General features: G+C 58.5%; 1 protein-coding gene and 1 pseudogene. Both read left to right on the top strand.

Going from position 1 to position 19180, the window contains the following annotated elements; translation table 11 throughout:
- The first annotated feature begins 107 nt into the window (after positions 1-107).
- A pseudogene (locus tag PCPL58_RS13610) lies at positions 108-1819 on the top strand (ShlB/FhaC/HecB family hemolysin secretion/activation protein).
- Positions 1820-1858: 39 nt separating this feature from the next.
- On the top strand, positions 1859-19171 hold the full coding sequence (locus PCPL58_RS13615; protein WP_232002926.1) for a two-partner secretion domain-containing protein: 17313 nt from the start codon (positions 1859-1861) through the stop codon (positions 19169-19171).
- Positions 19172-19180 lie beyond the last annotated feature (9 nt).

Consider the following 19180-nt stretch of genomic DNA (forward strand, 5'->3'; position numbering starts at 1 on the left):
GTTCAACAAATCGGATACAAGGTCGATACAAATATTTGACGCCGCTATGATGGCGTTCTAGTATTGCCCACCTTTTTGATAGCAATATGCTACCGCAAGGACGCGCCGTGTATCCTCATGCCCTAAAACTGGCTTTGCTGCTACTGCTCGCCATCGCGCCAGCTACCTCGCTTGCAGCCACTGCTCCTGCCAGTTTGCCAGGTGATCAAGACCTTATTCGTGACCGTCAGGATCGCCTGCTCGAAGAGCAGCGCCGCCGTCTTGAAGAGCTCAAGGACCTGCCCGGCAAACAAGCCACGCCCGCTGCCCCAGCTTCCCCGGCCGATACACGTTGTTTCACCATCAATCGTATTGAGCTCAAGGGCGCCGACTCGCTGTCGGCCGCCGAGCGCGATGCGTTGACCAAGCCCTATATTGGCAAGTGCCTTGGTGTCGCGCAGCTCAATGAGCTTCTGAAAGTCATCACCGATCACTACCTCGAAAAAGGCTTGGTGACGACTCGCGCCTACCTGCCGCAACAGGACCTGTCGACAGGCGACCTGCAAGTGCTGGTCATCGAAGGCAAGCTGGAGCATCTGCGTGGCGATGCCGCCAGCAGCCTGTCGGCGCGTGAGCTGGCCATGACGTTTCCCGGCAGGGAAGGCCAGATGGTCAACCTGCGCGAAATCGAGCAGATGGTCGATCAGCTCAATCGCCTGCCATCCAATCAGGCGCAGATGGAACTGACCCCCGGCCAAGTCGTCGGCGGCAGTGACGTAGTGGTCAAGAACACTCCGCAAAAACCATGGCGGGCCAACCTGTCGCGTACCAACGAAGGTCAGCGCAGCACCGGCGAGCAGCAATGGAACGCTGGCCTTGAGTGGGATAATCCGTCGGGGCTGGCCGACCAGTTCAGCCTGCGCGGCGGCCACGATGCGATCAGCGATCGGCAGAAAGCCTCCCGCAACGCCTCGCTTGCCTACAGCCTGCCGTGGGGCTGGTGGACGTTCAGCTACCTGTACAACACCAGTGAATATCGTTCGGTGGCGCAGGCCTCGAACGTCAACTTCAAGCAGGACGGCGATAGCCAGAACCACCAGTTCAAGGCCGAGCGGGTCGTGTATCGCGACGCGCTGAGCAAGACCTCGCTCAATGCCGGTCTGTCCTACCTGCGCACCAACAATTATGTCGAAGACAGCAAGCTGGCGGTCAGCAGCAATCGCATCACCGAGGCGCAGTTCGGTATCAACCATGGGCGGCGGGTTGGCTCGGCGTTCGTCAACATCGATCTGGGCATGCAGCAAGGCATCGGTGCACTGGACGCGCAGGGCAACCACGATCCTCGCCCGGGTGAGGCTGATGCACGTTATCGCAAATACACCGGCACCCTCAGCTACCTGCACCCCTTTCAACTGTGGGGCGAAAACCTGAGCTTCACCAGCCTGGCCACCGGGCAGCGCAGTGAGGATGTGCTGTTCAGCTCGCAACGCACCAGCCTGGGCGGATCAGCATCGGTGCGCGGTTACAAGGATGAGTTTCTGTCTGGCGACAGCGGTGGTTACTGGCGTAACGAGTTGCGCCTGACTCGCCCGGTCACCCTGGACTGGCTGCGCCCGGTGTTCGCCGAGTATGGCGCGGGGCTGCCGGTTACGACCAGGGTGTTATCCGCAACGATCGTTACAACGGCAGTCAGCATGGTCGCTTGTCCAGTAACTCGTTCGAGCTGTTTACGCGTGGCCAGCACGTTGCTGCCTCAGTGACGTTCGCTCATTCCCTGGAACGTCCCGATGTGATCGAGCGCGAAGCGCCGATCTATTTCCGTATGGACTTTTTCCTCTAATCACACCGTATTCAACCTACCTGTTCCGAGGTCATTTACATGGACGTTCACCAACTGGCTCTGCTTGCTCGTCAGCCTTCTGCTGTGCTGGTCGAGCGCCGGTCTTTCTGGGGAATGCCCAAGCGCGGCCTCGCGCTGATTCTCGCCAATGCGATGTTCTGGCAGCCGATGCTGGTTCAAGCCGAAGGCATCGTGGTCAGCGGCACGAATACCAGCCTGAATCAGGCCGGCAATGGCGTGCCTATCGTCAATATTGCCACGCCTAATGCCAACGGCCTGTCACACAACCAGTATCAGCAGTTCAACGTCGACAGCCAGGGCGTCATCCTCAACAACTCCACCAACCAGACCCAGAGCACTCAACTGGGCGGCATCATCGTCGGCAACTCCAACCTGCGCGGCACGGCGGCCACCACCATTCTCAACGAAGTGGTGGGGGCCAACGCCAGTCAGCTTAGAGGCTATACGGAAGTGGCCGGGCAGGCGGCACGTGTCATCGTCGCCAACCCCTACGGCATCAGTTGCAACGGCTGCGGTTTCATCAATACCCCGCAGGTCACGCTGACCACCGGCAAACCGGTGCTGGATGCCAACGGGCAGTTGCAGCGTTTCAATGTGCAGGGCGGCAGCATATCCATCGACGGTGTGGGGCTGAACGCAGACAACGTCGACCAGTTCGACATCATCACCCGTAGCGCGAAGATCAATGCCGAGATACACGCCAAGCGCCTCAACATCATTGCCGGTCGCAACGATGTCGACGCACAGACGCTGAACCCCACCGCCTTGCCTGACGACGGCAGCGCCAAACCGGAACTGGCCGTCGACAGCTCGGCGCTGGGCGGCATGTATGCCGGTGCTATCCGTCTGGTGGGCACCGAGGCGGGTGTCGGCGTCAGGCTGGCTGGCGATCTGGCGGCCAGTGGCGGAGATATCCAGCTTGATGCCAACGGCCACTTGAGCATGATGCAGACCGCTGCCAGCGGTGCTGTGGCGGTCAAGGCCAACAGTGCCGAGGTCAACGGGCCGGTTTATGCTGGGTCGTCACTGGGCATGACCACGGCAGGTGATCTCATCACCCGGCAGAACGTCGCCGCACGCGATGCACTGACACTTTCCGCAGGCGGTCAGATCAATAACACCGCGGTGATCGAGGCGGGAGTCAATGCAGACAACAGCCGCAACACATCGGGCGATGTGACGCTGTCTGCCAACGGGCTGAACAACAGCGGCAGCATCACCGCCAGCCGCGCCCTGCAAGCCAGCATCAGCCAGACCCTGAACAATCAGGGGGCCACACTGAACGGTCAGTCGAGCACACGCATCGTAGCTACTGCCATCGACAATCGTCAGTCAGGCCGAATTTTGAGCCAGGGCGGCACTGTCGACATCAACGCGTCTCAGGTACTCAACAGCCAGAGCGGGCTGATCAGCAGCAATGGCACTATGACGATCACTGCGAGTTCGCTGGACAACAGCCAGCAAGGCAAGCTGTTCAGCAGCAGCGCTTTGTCCGCCCGTATTTCCGGGCCGTTGCTCAACCAGTTGGGGCTTATCAGCGCCAATGGCGATCTGCTGCTCAACGCGGCAAGCTTAGACAACCGCAGCGCGGAAATCTCCAGTCTCGGCAGTCTGACCTCGACCGTCAGCCAGTTCGACAACCGCGAAAAAGGCCGTCTGCTGGCCAACGGCGCGCTGCAACTGACCTCTGACCACCTGAACAACCAGAATGGCTCGGTCGCCGGACAGCAAGGCGTACAGCTGAATCTGGGGCAACTGACCAACACCGGCAACGGCAGTGTCTACGGCAAAAGCAACCTGAATGTGGCCGTCAACGGCGCTTTGGGCAACGATCAGGGCGTGCTGCGCAGCGACGGCACACTGGCCGTGCGCGCGGCCTCTCTGAGTAACAATAGCGGCAGCTTGACCAGTGCCGGCACGGCAACCGTCAGCACAACGGGCGCAGTCGCCAACCGTGGCGGACAGATTCTGAGCGATGCGGGCCTGACGCTTTCCAGCGGCAGTTTGGATAACAGTCAGAGTGGTCGCATTGCCGGCAATGGCGTGGTGCTCACCACTGGCGCTTTTGACAACCATCAGGACGGCCGCCTGACCAGTACCGGCGCGCTTCAACTGAACGCCGGGCTGGTCAACAACAGCGACGCCGGTCGCATCGCCAGCGCCATGGCGCTGACTGCCGTGGTTACCGGCCTTGATCAGACCAACGATGGCCGACTGTACAGCAACAGCGATGTCAGCCTGGACCTGAGCAATGGCCTGTTGACCAACCAGGGCGGCCAGATCACTGCGCCTGGTCAGTTGCTGCTGAAAAACCTCACGGCGGTCAATAATCAGAGCGGCAAGATTTCCAGCGCCAACAGCTTCACGCTGGCAGCCACTTCGCTGGACAACACCGACGGTTCGATACTCAGCGATAAAGCGCTCGTTGTGCGCATCAATCAGTTGCTGACCAACCTTCGCGGTCTGGTTTCTGCGACCGGTCTTGATCTGACAGCGGGCTCACTGAACAACCGCAATGGCGAAATATCCAGCCTTGGCAGTCTGACGGCCAACGTTGGCCAGTTCGATAACCGTGAAAAAGGCCGCCTGCTGGCCAGTGGCGCGCTGCTGTTGACTGCGGACGGCTTGAACAACCTGAACGGGATCGTTTCCGGTCAGCAGGGCGTGCAACTGAACCTGGGGCAATTGAACAATACCGGTGGGGGCAGCGTTTACGCTAAGGATGCGCTGAACCTGACGCTGGGCGGTGTGTTGCAAAACGATCAGGGCGTATTGCGCAGTGATGGCGCAATGGACCTCAAGGCAGCCGGTCTGGCCAACACCAACGGCAGTGTGACCAGTGCCGGCACAGGTGTGCTCAATTTCAATGGCACGATGGTCAATCAGGGTGGGCAGATAGTCAGCGATGCACAACTGACACTCACCAGTGGCAGCCTTGATAACAGCCGGAGCGGTCGTATTTCCGGTAAAGGTCTGGTGCTCGGTACTGGAGTCTTCGACAACCATCAGGACGGCCGCCTGACCAGTACCGGCGCACTCCAGCTCAATGCCGGGCTGGTCGACAACAGTGACGCCGGTCGTATTGCCAGCGCCATGGCTCTGACTGCCGTGGTTACGGGCCTCAATCAGACCAATGACGGGCGCTTGTACAGCAACAGCGATGTCAGCCTGGACATGAGCAATGGCCTGCTGAACAACCAGAGCGGGCAAATAACCGCTCCTGGTCAGCTGCTGCTGAGAAATCTGAACGTCGTCAATAACCAGAGCGGCAAGATCTCCAGCGCCAACGATTTCACGCTGGCAGCGACTTCGTTGGACAACACTGACGGCTCGCTGGTCAGCGACAAAGCGTTGATCGTGCGTATCGCTCAGCTGCTGACCAACCTGCGCGGGCAGATCTCCGCCAACGGCGTTACCCTGAGCGCCGCAGCGTTGGATAACCGCAACGCCGAACTGTCCAGCCTGGGCAGCCTGACGGCCACCATAGGCCAGTTCGATAATCGCGAAAAAGGTCGCCTGCTGGCCAATGGCGCGCTGCTATTGACCGCGGGCGGCTTGAATAACCTGAACGGGATCGTTTCCGGGCAGCAGGGCGTGCAACTGAACCTGGGCCAACTGAACAATACCGGTGGGGGCAGCGTTTTTGCCAAAAACAGTCTTGGCCTGACCGTCAGCGGGGCACTGAAGAATGATCAGGGTGTGCTGCGCAGCGATGGTTCACTGACCGGGAGTGCAGCCTCGCTGGCCAACAGCGCGGGCAGCATCAGCAGCGCCGGTGTTGCGTCTATCATTGTCAATGACGGCGTCGTCAACCGGGGCGGGCAGATACTCAGCGACGCGCAACTGACACTCACCAGCGCCAGCCTCGATAACAGCCAGAGCGGGCGCATTGCCGGTAAAGGTCTGGTTCTCAGTACCGGAACCTTCGACAACCATCAGGACGGCCGCCTGACCAGTACCGGTGCACTTCAGTTGAATGCCGGGCTGGTCAACAACAGCGACGCCGGGCGCATCGCCAGCGCCATGGCCCTGACTGCCGTGGTCACCGGCCTTGATCAGACCAACGACGGCCGGCTGTACAGCAACAGCGATGTCAGCCTAGACCTGAGCAATGGCCTGTTGACCAACCAGGGTGGCCTGATCAATGCGCCTGGCCAGTTGCTGATGAAAAACCTGAACGTGGTCAACAACCAAAGCGGTGAAATCTCCAGTGCCAACGGTTTTACACTGGCTGCCAACTCGCTGAATAACACGAACGGCTCGCTGCTCAGCGATAAAGCGCTCGTTGTGCGTATCAATCAGTTGCTGACCAACCTGCGCGGCAAGATTTCCGCCAATGGCGTCAATCTGAGTGCTGCAACGCTGGACAACCGCAGCGCGGAAATTTCTAGCCTGAACACCCTGACCGCCGACATCGGCCAGTTCGATAACAGCGCGAAAGGGCGTCTGCTGGCCAACGGCACAATGCTGCTGACAGCCGATAACCTTAATAACCAGAACGGCGTGGTTTCCGGACAGCAGGGCGTCCAGTTGAATCTGGGGCAACTGACCAACTCCGGCGGCAGCGTTTATGCAAAAAACACACTGGGTCTGACGCTCACCGGTGCATTGAATAACGATCAGGGCGTACTGCGCAGTGACGGCACGCTGGACCTGAAAGCAGCTTCTCTGGCCAACACCGGCGGTCGGGTCACCAGCGCCGGTGCTGCCACGTTGAAAGTCGATGCTGCCGTCGTCAACCAGGGCGGGCAGATCATCAGCGATGCAGGCCTGACGTTTTCCAGTGGCAGCCTGGATAACAGCCAGAGTGGTCGCATTGCGGGCAATGGCGTGGTGCTTACCACTGGCGCTTTCGACAACCATCAGGACGGCCGCCTGACCAGTACCGGCGCACTCCAGCTGAATGCCGGGCTGGTCAACAACAGTGACGCCGGTCGTATTGCCAGCGCCATGGCCCTGACCGCAGTGGTCACCGGCCTGAACCAGACCAACGATGGCCGGTTGTACGGCAACGGTGATGTCAGCCTGGACCTGAGCAACGGCCTGCTGACTAACCAAGGCGGCCTGATCAACGCGCCGGGCCAGTTACTGCTGAAAAACCTGAGCGTGGTCAACAACCAGAGCGGTGAAATCTCCAGTGCCAATGGCTTCACGCTGGCCGCGACCACGCTGGATAACACCGAAGGTTCGGTGATCAGCGACAAAGCCTTGATCGTGCGTGTCGCCCAGTTGCTGACCAACCTGCGTGGCCTGATTTCCGCCACCGGTGTCGAGCTGAGTGCCGCGACGCTGGACAACCGCAACGCGGAGCTCTCCAGCCTTGGAGAGCTGACCGCAACCGTTGGCCAGTTCGATAACAGTGGCAAGGGCCGTTTACTGGCCAATGGTACGTTGCTGCTCAACGCCGACAGCCTGAACAACCAGAGCGCAGGTGCCGTTTCCGGCCAGCAGAGCGTGCAGTTGAACGTCGGGCAACTGATCAACACGGGCGGTGGCAGCGTCTACGCCAAAAACAGTCTGGGTCTGAAAGACACGGGCGTCCTCAGCAACGATCAAGGGACATTGCGCAGCGATGGCACGCTGGTGTTGAGCGCCGCTTCTCTGGGCAATACTGCCGGTAGTATCACCAGCTCCGGCAACTCGTCCCTGACGGTCGATGGTGCCGTGGTGAACCGTGGCGGGCAGATTCTAAGTGATGCAACCCTGACGCTGACCAGCGCCAGCCTGGACAACAGCCAGAACGGTCGTATCGCCGGCAAGGGCGTGAAGCTCGTCACCGGTGCTTTTGACAACCAGCAAGGCGGCCGCCTGACCAGTACCGGAACCCTTCAGCTCGATGCCGGGTTGGTCAATAACAGTGACGCCGGTCGTATCGCCAGCGCCATGGCCCTGACTGCCGTGATCACCGGCCTGAACCAGACCAACGATGGCCGTCTGTACAGCAACAGCGATGTCAGCCTCGATTTAAGCAAAGGCATGCTGAACAACGACGGCGGTCTGATTACCGCACCGGGCCAGTTGCTGCTGAAAAATCTCAATGCAGTCAGCAACCGCAGCGGTGAAATTTCCAGCGCCAACGGCTTCACCCTGGCCGCTACGTCGCTGGACAATACCGCTGGCTCGGTGCTCAGCGACAAAGCGCTGATCGTGCGTGTTGACCAACTGCTGACCAACCTGCGCGGTCTGGTATCTGGCAACGGCATCGATCTGACGGCCAATGAGCTGAATAACAACAGTGGCAGCCTGAGCAGCGATGCCGACCTGCTGGTAAACGTCACTGGCCAGCTGTCGAGCCGCAGCGGCGAGCTGACCAGCGCCGGTAACACGACCCTGAATGCGCTGAGCCTCGATAACGCCGCTGGCCAGGTCATGGCTGACCGGTTCCTGAAACTGGTGATCACTGAAACCATCGATAATCAGGCCGGAACGCTGGGCGCAGGGCAGGGTATCGACATCGGTGCTGCGAGTCTGGACAACCGCCAGTCCGGTGCACTGGTCACAGATGGCCAACTGACTCTGAAACTGAGCGGAGCGCTGGACAATCGCGCGGGTGGCAGCCTGCAAGCCAAAGGCTTGATGGACCTGTCGAGCAAGACGCTGGACAACCGCGGCGGCCGTATTGCCGCGCAGAACCTGTTGATCGTGCATAGCGACAGCGTCGACAACCGTGGCGGTTCGATTCGTGCCGAGAAAGGCCTGCAGCTGTTCGTCGATGCCCTCGACAATAGCCAGACCGGCCTGAGCACCACGCAAAAAGGCATGATCAACAGCAATGCCGGTCTTGAACTGGTCGGCACGCGTCTGGACAACCAGAACGGTCTGCTCAACGCCGCTGGCCTGATGCAGTTGCAGGTCGACAGCGTTGTCAACGGCAACGGTCGTATCGCCAGTCAGGCAGATATGGTCGCCAATATCGGCAGTCTGACCCAGCAGGGTGGCGAGCTGGTTGCGCAGGGCAATCTGACCCTGACCGGCAAAACCCTCGACAACCAGGCAGGCGGCCTGGTGGGCTCCACAAAAGCGCTGAAAATCGATGTTACCGACATCGACAACAAGGCCGGTGAACTGTCCAGCCAGATCGGTGTGGACATCATTGGTCAGACGCTCGACAACAGCAACGGCGGCAAGGTCCTCGCCGGTACGGCGCTGGGGCTGAAAGTGGCGCGTGTGATCAACCTCAACAAAGGCCTATTGTTCGGTAACACCCTGCGTCTCGACGGTGCGCGGCTGGATAACGCAGGCGGTACGCTGGCCAGCCAGAAGGACATGAACATTGATGTGTCCGGTGCGCTGGACAACAGCGCTGGTCTGCTCAGCAGTGAAGCGGCGTTGACGATCAATGCCGCCTCGCTGCAAAACGCAACAGGCAGCCTGTCCAGTGCCGACGCCTTGAGCGTCACCACCACCGGCGCTCTGGAGAACCAGGCGGGCTCCGTTACTACCGACGCCACGCTGACACTGACCAGCGCCAGCCTGAACAACAGTCAGGCGGGCAAACTGGCTGGCAAGGGCGCCACGCAGGTCACCACCGGCACGTTCGACAACAGCCAGGGCGGTCGCCTGACCAGCAGCGATACCCTGCAGTTGACGGCAGGCAAGGTCATCAACCAGAGCGCCGGACGTATTGCCAGTGCGCTGGCGTTGACGGCCAGCGTGACCAGCCTCGACCAGCAGGGTGGTGAGCTGTTCAGCAACACCTCGCTGAGCCTCGATCTGAACAACGGCCAGTTGAACAATCAGGGCGGTCTGATCAACGCCCCGGGCATGTTGCTGCTGAAGAATCTCAACGGCGTGGCCAACCAGAACGGCGAAATTTCCAGTACACAGGCCTTCACCCTGAACGTCGACAGCCTCGATAACAGTGGCGGCAAACTGCTCAGCAGTCAGGCCCTGACGCTGATCGTCAACAAGGCGCTGAGCAACGTCAAAGGTACGATTTCCGCTGCCGCGCTGAACACTCGCAGCGACAGCCTGGACAACACCGAAGGCTTGATCAGCAGCCGCGCAGCTCTGGACTTGATGGTCAATACCGCCCTGACCAACGTCAAGGGCACGCTCATTGGTGACGGCGATGTGAATTTGACCGCCGCAACAGCCGATAACCGGTTCGGGCAACTGGCGAGCAAGCAAAACCTCGACGCGCGGATTGCCAATCTTCAACAACAGAACGGCCAGATGCTTGCCCAAGGCACACTGACCTTGCGCGGCGACGCGCTGGACAACCGTCAGAACGGTTTCATCGGCGCAACCCAAGCCCTCGATATCAATGTCACCGACATCGATAACCGCGGCGGTGAACTGTCCAGTCAGGACGTGATTACCCTGACCGGCCAGCAACTGAACAACAGCGACAGCGGTCAGGTGCTGGCACAGAAAGCCCTAACGCTGAACGTTGCGCAGATCACCAACCGAACGAATGGTCTGCTCTCCAGCCAAGGAGGCTTGACGCTGGTGGGCAGCACGCTTGACAACACCGGTGGTGCGCTCAGCGCCCTCAAAGCTCTGGGTATCGACCTGTCAGCGACGCTCGACAACACTCAAGGCCTGATCAGCAACGAAGATGTCCTGACGGTTAAGACCAGCAGTCTGACCAATACCGCAGGCAGCATTTCCAGCGCCGGAACCCTGACCCTCGACAGCACTGGGGCGATCAACAACCAGGGCGGTAAGCTGTTGACCGATGGTGCGCTGGACCTGAAAAGTGCCAGTCTTGATAACAGCCAGAAAGGCAACATCAGCGGCAAAGGCCTGCTGACCCTGAAGACCGGGGATTTCGACAACAGCCATAACGGTCGCGTCAGCAGTAGCAATCGCCTGGACTTGACGACCGCACGACTGACCAACAGCGATGGCGGCAGCATCGGCAGCAGCCAGGCACTGACCGCGAGTGTCAGCCGCCTGAGTCAGCAGGGCGGCAAGCTGTTCAGCAATACGTCCCTGAGCCTGGACCTGAACAACGGCCAGCTGGACAACCAGGGCGGTTTGATCAACGCACCGGACGCACTGCTGCTGAAAAACGTCAACGAGGTTCTAAACCAGAACGGCGAAATATCCAGCGCTCAGGCGTTCACCGTCAACGCGCAACAACTGGATAACAGCGGCGGCAAACTGCTCAGCAACCAATTGCTGACCCTGCGCATCGCCCGTGCGCTGACCAACGTCAAAGGCATGATCGCCGCAGCCGGTGTCGATGCCACCGCCAATACCCTCGATAACACAGGCGGTACACTGACCAGCCGCAACAACTTGGACCTGACGGTTACCGGCCTGCTCACCAACCGTGACAAAGGCCTGATCAACGCTGCTCAGGCGCTCAAGGTGGGCGCGGCCAGCCTCGATAACCAGAATGGCCAGGTGCTGGGCGGCACCAGCCTGATCCTCAACGCCACATCGATCAACAACACCGCCAAAGGTCTGATCAACAGTACCGGCACCCTGAACCTGACGGCGGGCAGCCTGGATGCCGGCAACAGCGGCGAAGTGTCGGCCACGCGTGACATGACTCTGGTCCTCAATGCACTGTCGCTCAATGGCGGACGCGTGATGGGAGACGCCGGGTTGTCCATCGACATGCAAGGCAACGACCTCAACAACCTCGGCGGCCTGATTACCGCTGATGGGACTTTGACCCTTAACCGCATTCGCGACCTGAATAACCAGTCTGGCGAGGTCTCCAGCGCACAGAGTTTCAGGTTCGATGGCCGCACCCTCAATAACAGTAGCGGCAAGCTGATCAGCAGCAACGTGCTGACAGTCAACGCGACCAACCTGCTCAACCAGAACGGTCTGATTTCCGGCTGGCAGGGCCTGAACGTTTCCGGCAACCGCCTCGATAACCGTACCAACGGCACTTTGTCCAGCCGCAACGGCAACCTCGTTACAACCCTTACCGGTGAATTGCTCAACGGCGGCAACGGTGCGTTGGTCAGCCAGAACACACTGAGCGTAACCGCTGACAGCCTCGACAACAGCGGCGGCATCCTCTCCAGCGGAACCGGCCAGACCCTGACCGTCGCGGGCCTGCTGAACAACAGCCAGAACGGCCTGATCGACAGTGGTGCAGGGCTGACCATCAACGCCGATGCCCTGAACAACGCGGCCGGTAACCTGACGGCGCAGCAGGGTTTCAGCTTCGAAGGCAGCAGCCTCGACAACAGCGTCGGTAACCTGAGCAGCAAGGCCGATATGACACTCGACCTGCTGGGCAGCCTGACCAACACCAGCGGCAAACTGGCCAGCGGCGGTAACTTGCTGTTGCGGCGCAGCGCGGCGATCAACAACCAGGCCGGGCAACTGATCAGCCAAAGCCTGATGACCCTCAATACGTCCGGGCAACTGGACAACCGTAACCGCGGCACTGTTGCTGCCAACAACACACTAAAAGTCGTCGCGGGTGGCAGTGTCCTCAACGATGCTGATGGCTTGATCTATAGCCAGAACGCCGATGCGCATTTGAATGCAGCGAGCCTCTCCAACGTTCGTGGCGCGGTCCAGAGCGTCGGCGCATTGGTTGTCGATGTCGCTGATACCGTCGACAACCAGAGCGGCCGGATCATCGCCCAGGGCGGCGACCTGAACCTGACCGGCGCCAACCTCTACAGTCAGGGCGGAGTGCTGTCCAGCCTGCAAGGTCTGTTCACCGCGAAACTGGCCGGCGTGCTGAAAAATGGCTATGACGCCAACCGCCAGGGCGGTGTCATTCAGGCGCAACGCCTCAACCTGACCGCGCTGGGCGGCTTCGACAACTACGGCGGGCGAGTCTCCGCACGCACCGGCGAAGCGCTGATCACCACCCCGGGTTTCGACAACCGCAACGGCGGCCTGTACGCCAAAGGCCTGGTGCAGGTCAACGGTGGCAACTTCGACAACAGTGGCGACAACGACGGCCAGATCGCCGGTGGCCAGGTTGAGCTGAACCTGAGCGGCGCACTGAACAACCGCTTCGGCATCATCGAAAGTGACAGCACCCTGGCCGTGACCGCTGCCAGTTTGGACAACCAGACCGGACAACTGCGTGCGCTGGGCGGTGGCGGTGCCACAAACTTCCAGATCGGCAACCTGTTCGACAACCGCAACGGCACCCTGGAAAGCGCCAACAGCGATCTGACTCTCAACGCTGGCAACTTCCTCAATGGTGGCGGTTCGCTGCTGCATACGGGTAATGGCACGTTTAATATTTCTACGGTTAACGTCACCAATGCTGGCGGCAGCATTGTTACTCGCGGTGGTTTGACGCTTAGTGCCGATAGCTGGACCAACAGCAGCGTTATTCAGGCCGGGCGTCTGACGGTGAATGTCGGCACCTTGAATCAGACTGCGGGCGGGCAATTGCTGGCGTCGAATTCGTTTAGTGGGAGTGGCGGTAACTGGACGAATGATGGGTTGATTGCGAGTGATGGCGGGGTAGACATACGTATTGGCGGGACGTTTACCGGTAGTGGCAGGACTTCTAGTGTCGGTGGTATGTATCTGTCTGCTGGGCAACTGAATCTGAACGGCGCCTTGAGCATCACGAGTGGTGGTAACAGCGAAATCAATATTGGTGGCCAACTTACAAATAGCGGACGCCTGACCTCAGCAGGCGATTTAGTCGTGAATGCTGGCGGCATTGCCAACTACGGAACCCTAGGCGCCGCGCAAAACCTGACGCTTGCAGCGCCGTCCCTCACTAATGATCGAGGTTTGATTTTTAGCGGCGGCGATACAACGCTGAGTGTTAATAGCTTCACCAACCAGAACGGTGACCTTTACAGTCAGCGAGCGCTATTTATCAAAGGCTATGGTGGCGGAACTCAGGCTAATGATGTTTCGAATATATCCGGGTCAATAGAAAGTGGCGGGACCCTCACCATCAATTCAGGAAGCTTTACTAACCGTACCTCTGACGCAGGTGGCGCTCAAGGGTTTGCTGTAGGTCGTACGCTGGTTTCCGGATTTATCGCCGTACTTTGTAATGATTGCAGTGGCGATCATTACAATGTTGATTACATCGCTAGAGAGTTTTACGAGGGGGGGCAGGATAACGACACCTCTGCCTCCTCTCTGCTGACCGCTGGAGGCGATTTCGTTTTCAGAGGCGGTGATTTCCTCAACAGCAAAAGCACCATCAGCGCGACGGGAAACATCGACATTCAGGCCAATAGTGTCAAAAACCTGGGTGCTGTCAGTGGCAGTATCGAGCGCACACGTACCTATAATTCCGGCAGGGTAACGGACGGTACGGTCAACCGATTCATGCCTCAGGTCGTTGCCTATAACCAGCGCAATAACCCTGATTTTCCCTATGTTTATTATGTTGATGCGGCAGGTGGTTTGAGCTTGGGCATTGCCTCATCCGTGATGAAGCGTGAGCCAGGGCGCGATGGTGGCACGATTAAAACGGTTGTGGTCAATGATAAGGAAACCAAAGCAGCCGTTACCAACACCTTGACAGGTTATGGCTACGGCGGGACCAGCCCGCAGTCTCAATATGACCGTAACAATTTAGTTCAACTGCCTGCAGGTTTGGAAAGCTACGCACTTATCAGCGACGTTGAAGTCGCCAAAGACGGCAGTGGTAACGGCGGACGCAGTGCAGTCATTCAAGCGGGCGGAAATGTATCCATTAATGCCAAACAGGATCTGCAAAACAGTGTCATTCACCAAGACTATGCAGGCAGCGCAGGCACCAGCAAGGTTCAGGACACGCGTACCTCCGGCACTGGCGCCACAGTTATCAGGATCAATGCCCAGCTCCCCCCAGACCTGGCCCAGCAACAGGTCAACCCGTTAAGCCTGCCAGGCTTCAGCCTGCCCACCGGCCAGAACGGACTGTTCCGTCTGAGCGGCCAGACCGGCACCGCAGCCGCTGTCGCCCAACCCGTCGGCCTGCCACAAAGCTGGACCATGGGCGGCGCGGCCGTATCCGTCGCGCAACGCGAGCATACCGTTTCCGATGCGCAGGCAAGCACCATCCAGATCGGCTCGGTAGGCCAGATATCCAACGCCACCCGCCAGCTTGCTTCGGTGATACGACAAGGTGCTGGTGTGAGCGCCAACGCATCCTCCTTCGACGCCAGCGCACCAGGTGCCGCGCCCATAGGCGGATTTGTACTACCCGGTCATACCTCTGATTCCGTAGGTGTCACCAGTGTCGACAGCGTTACAGGCATTGCAACTGGCAATCAGGGTAACGGCGCTTTGCTGCCTGTTCAGAACGCTGGCTCTACATCTGGCATTCCGCTCATCACTGCCGTTTCTTCCGGCAGCTCGGCTGCTCAGAATGCCGGAATGGTGCAAGGCGCTCAGGTCAACAAGGCCGGTCAGGTTGTAAATGGGACTCAGGGTAACCCGCTCAGTGCGGTCAATCAGGCTCCAACAGGTGCCCAGTCAGGCGCGACTGCCGCCGTTACCCAGGTTGTCGTAAATACTCAAGGTGGTCCGGTTATGGCCGCTGTTCGCGACCCTGTTGCTGCTCAGGGCAGCCCTGTCACTGCCGCTGTTCCGAGCACGGTGGTTACGCAGAATAGCCCCGTGAGCGTTTCCAGTACTCAGCCCGCCATAGTGGCGCAAGCCAGTGCAATCACGCCGCTCGTGTCTGCCGCAGCACAAACCGTTACCCGAGTGCAGGGCCTGCCCAGCAGTTCGTTTGTTTCCAAACCGCAAAAATACCTGATCGAAACCAACCCGGTCCTCACCGAACTCAAGCAATTCATGAGCTCGGATTACCTGCTCGCAGGTCTGGGCTACGATCCGGAAGTCAGCGCCAAGCGTCTGGGTGACGGGTTGTATGAACAACGCCTCGTTCAGCAAGCAGTCGTGGCTCGCACCGGTCAGGCGTTCATCGACGGGCAAACCTCCAACGAGGCCCAGTTCAAGTACCTGATGAACAATGCTATTGCCAGCAAGCAGCAGCTGAACCTGGCTGTCGGCGTATCGCTGAGTTCACAACAGGTCGCAGCGCTGACCCACGACATCGTCTGGCTCGAAGAGCATGAAGTGAATGGCGAGAAAGTGCTGGTGCCGGTGTTGTATCTGGCTCAGGCCGACAATCGCCTTGGTCCGACCGGGGCATTGATTGCGGGTAACGACGTCTCACTGATCGCAGGCCAGAACCTCGACAACGTCGGTACCTTGCACGCCGCCAACAACCTCTCGGCAGTCGCAGGCAACAACCTGATCAACACCGGCCTGATAGAAGCCGGCAACCGGCTCGATCTGCTCGCGGGCAATGATCTGATCAACACCGCTGGCGGCATCATCAAAGGCCGCGATGTTTCACTGACCGCGATCAACGGCGACGTGATCAACGAACGCAGCGTCACCTCGATGGACAACAGTGCACGCGGTCAGCGCAATAACGAATTCGCCGACAGTGCCGCGCGCATCGAAGCCGCCAACGACATGAGCATTTCGGCAGGTCGCGACTTCATCAACAAAGGCAGCGTGCTGGAAAGCGGTCGTGACATGAGCATCCAGGCCGGACGCGACGTCACCATCGCCCCGACCGAAGTCACCAACAGCCTGTTCTCGGATAGCAAACACAACAGCAGCGACATCACCCAACTGGGGTCAACCGCCAGTGCCGGACGCGACCTGACCGTTCAGGCCGGACGCGACATCTCCGTCATCGCCAGCCAGATCGACGCCAAACGCGACATCGCCATGGCCGCGACCGAAAACCTCACCATCAGCTCTGCGGCAGACGAAGAACACTCCCTGTCCAAAAGCAAAAAACTGACCCGTCAGGAAGACCACGTCAGCCAGGTTGCCGCCGATCTTGAAGCGGGAGGCAGCGTTGCCTTGCAGGCTGGCCAGAACCTCGCCGTGATTTCTAGCCGTATTACGGCCGGTAAAGAGGCGTATCTGGTAGCCGGTGAGAATCTGGATATTTTGGCTGCGCAGGACAGTGATTATTCGCTGTATGACAAAAAGAAGAAGGGGAGTTTTGGGGCGAAGAAAACCAAGCGTGACGAAATCACTGATGTGAAAAACATAGGCAGTGAAATTACCACGGGTGGTGATTTGCTGCTGTCGAGTGGGGGAGATCAGAAGTACCAAGCTGCGAAGCTGGAGAGTGGCAAGGACCTGACGATTGAAAGTGGTGGTGCGATTACGTTTGAGGGCGTTAAGGACCTGCATCAGGAGAGTCACGAGAAGAGTGACAACAACGCCTTTTGGGTTTCCTCCAAAGGTAAAGGTAATACCGACGAGACCTTACGCCAGAGCGAACTGGTTGCCGCCGGTGAAGTAACCATTAAAGCCGTCAACGGATTGCAGATCGATATCAGGCAGGTTGATCAGCAAACGGTCACCCAGAGCATCGATGCAATGGTCAAAGCCGATCCACAACTGGCCTGGCTCAAGGATGCTGAAAAACGCGGTGACGTGGACTGGCGGCAAGTGAAGGAGATTCATGACTCCTTCAAGTACAGCAACTCGGGCCTTGGTCCAGCCTCGCAAATTATCATCGCGATTATCATGGCTGCTGTTGTGGGGCCTATGGCAATGGGCGCGGTAGGTACATCGACAGGGGCAGCGGTCACGGCAGGTACGATGAGTGCCAACACTGCAGCGTTCCTCTCGGCGGGCGCAGGTGCTGTTGCAGCGGGTGCCGCTACCAACGCAACGGTCAGCGTTATTAATAACCGTGGAAACCTTGGGGCGGTATTTAAAGATGTAACTTCTTCCGATGCCATAAAAGGGTATGTCATCTCGGGAGTGACGGCGGGTCTGACGGCTGCGTACTTTGATGGTTTGACGGGTACGCATAGTGATATCGCTTCCGGGAAAATCATTGGCCCAGAGCTCTCTACCTTGACTGGCGTTGGACAATTCGCCGCGAATCAGATTCTCCAAAATGGAACCTCAGCCATTTTGGGTAAGGCGCTGGGTACGGGTGGAAGCGGCAGTGATGCACTCAAAACCGCGCTATTCAATACCTTGGCGGCGGCGAGTTTCAATGCAGTGGGCGACTATACCCGCGGCACATTCGCGGATGGCACGCCTTCCAAGGTCATTATTCACGCGATGGTAGGCGGTCTGCTTTCAAAGGCCACAGGCGGAGATTTCAGGACGGGTGCCTTGGCCGCAGGTGCCAATGAAGCATTGGTCGTACACCTGAATGGTCTAGTCAATGGTAATGAAACCTTACTGACCATGAGTTCTCAGATAGTAGGCGCTCTGGCTGCTGCGACTCAGAAAGACGCTGACGCCAGCTCGATTGAAAAGGGTAGCTGGATAGCCAAAAACTCTACGCAATACAATTTCTTGAGTGACCATGCCAACACAGAAAGAAACAGCGCACGAGAAGCTTACGAAAAAGATCAGGGGATTGATGCTGCGAGAAAGCTGGTATCACTCGAGAAGTCGGATCAACGCAGCAATAATCTGCTGGACGCTTACAAAACCAACCCCGAGTCTTTGACCAAGGCCGATCTTTCGGAGCTGCAAGCCTACCTTCAAGTATACGCTTACGAGTTGACGAAAAGTGTCGGTCAAGAGCAAGCACAGGCTAGGCTGACCAGTCTTTTGCAAAGCACTACGCCTGCCACGCAGGGCTATTCCTACGCAGGCACGACCGAAGCCAAAAACGCCTACAGCGACGCTGCTCGAGCTGAGCTTGATGGCGTATTCGCCCAGTTGAGCTGGTCCCGGACAAAGACTGCTGAGGAGCAGATCTACGCTAACGCAAAAGGCACTCTGCTGGTCAACAATGAGCAGCAAGGGTTGGCGAATATTGGCGGCCCTGCTATATATGCCTTGTCAGGGCCGTTGGGTATTGGAATCCGGGGCATTGCTGCGATCAATGGCGCTGCGCAATTCAAATATGGCGTAGGGCAGGCGGTCGATGGCGATACGTGGAATGCGGTAGGCAACATGGTGGTCGGTTCCCTCGAAATGATGGGGGGCCTGAGTGCAAAAGCAGCGGTAGGTGGGCAAAGGAGCGAGCCATTAGGACAAAGTGCAAAAAATCTTTCAGAGGTTTGGACTCTTAAACCGACTCAAAGAGGAGTAGACATTGAGTCATACCTTGCTAAAACTGAGTATTCACCGCAGAGCGGTTGGTATAACGTAGGGGCCGAAAGAAATGGATATTTCCCGCTTGTTGATTTTCAGAATGGTAATACGCTAGTTAGTCTGAAGTCTGTAGATACGGCAGGAAGTACGTGGTTAGGGCGGATGCAAGATCATATTATTGACTTAGGGACAAACGGTGCGAAAGTCGATGGTGTACCAGCAAATATGGTACTTGACCTGCGAGTTCAGCCCGGTGGCTCGGCTGCTGCTAAGTCGCTTATCGAATTCGGTCGTGAATATAATGTCAAAGTGGTTGTTAAGGAATTCAAGTGAGATCTGAAA

The organism is Pseudomonas cerasi (genome assembly GCF_900074915.1).
In the GTDB taxonomy this organism is placed as follows: domain Bacteria; phylum Pseudomonadota; class Gammaproteobacteria; order Pseudomonadales; family Pseudomonadaceae; genus Aquipseudomonas; species Aquipseudomonas cerasi.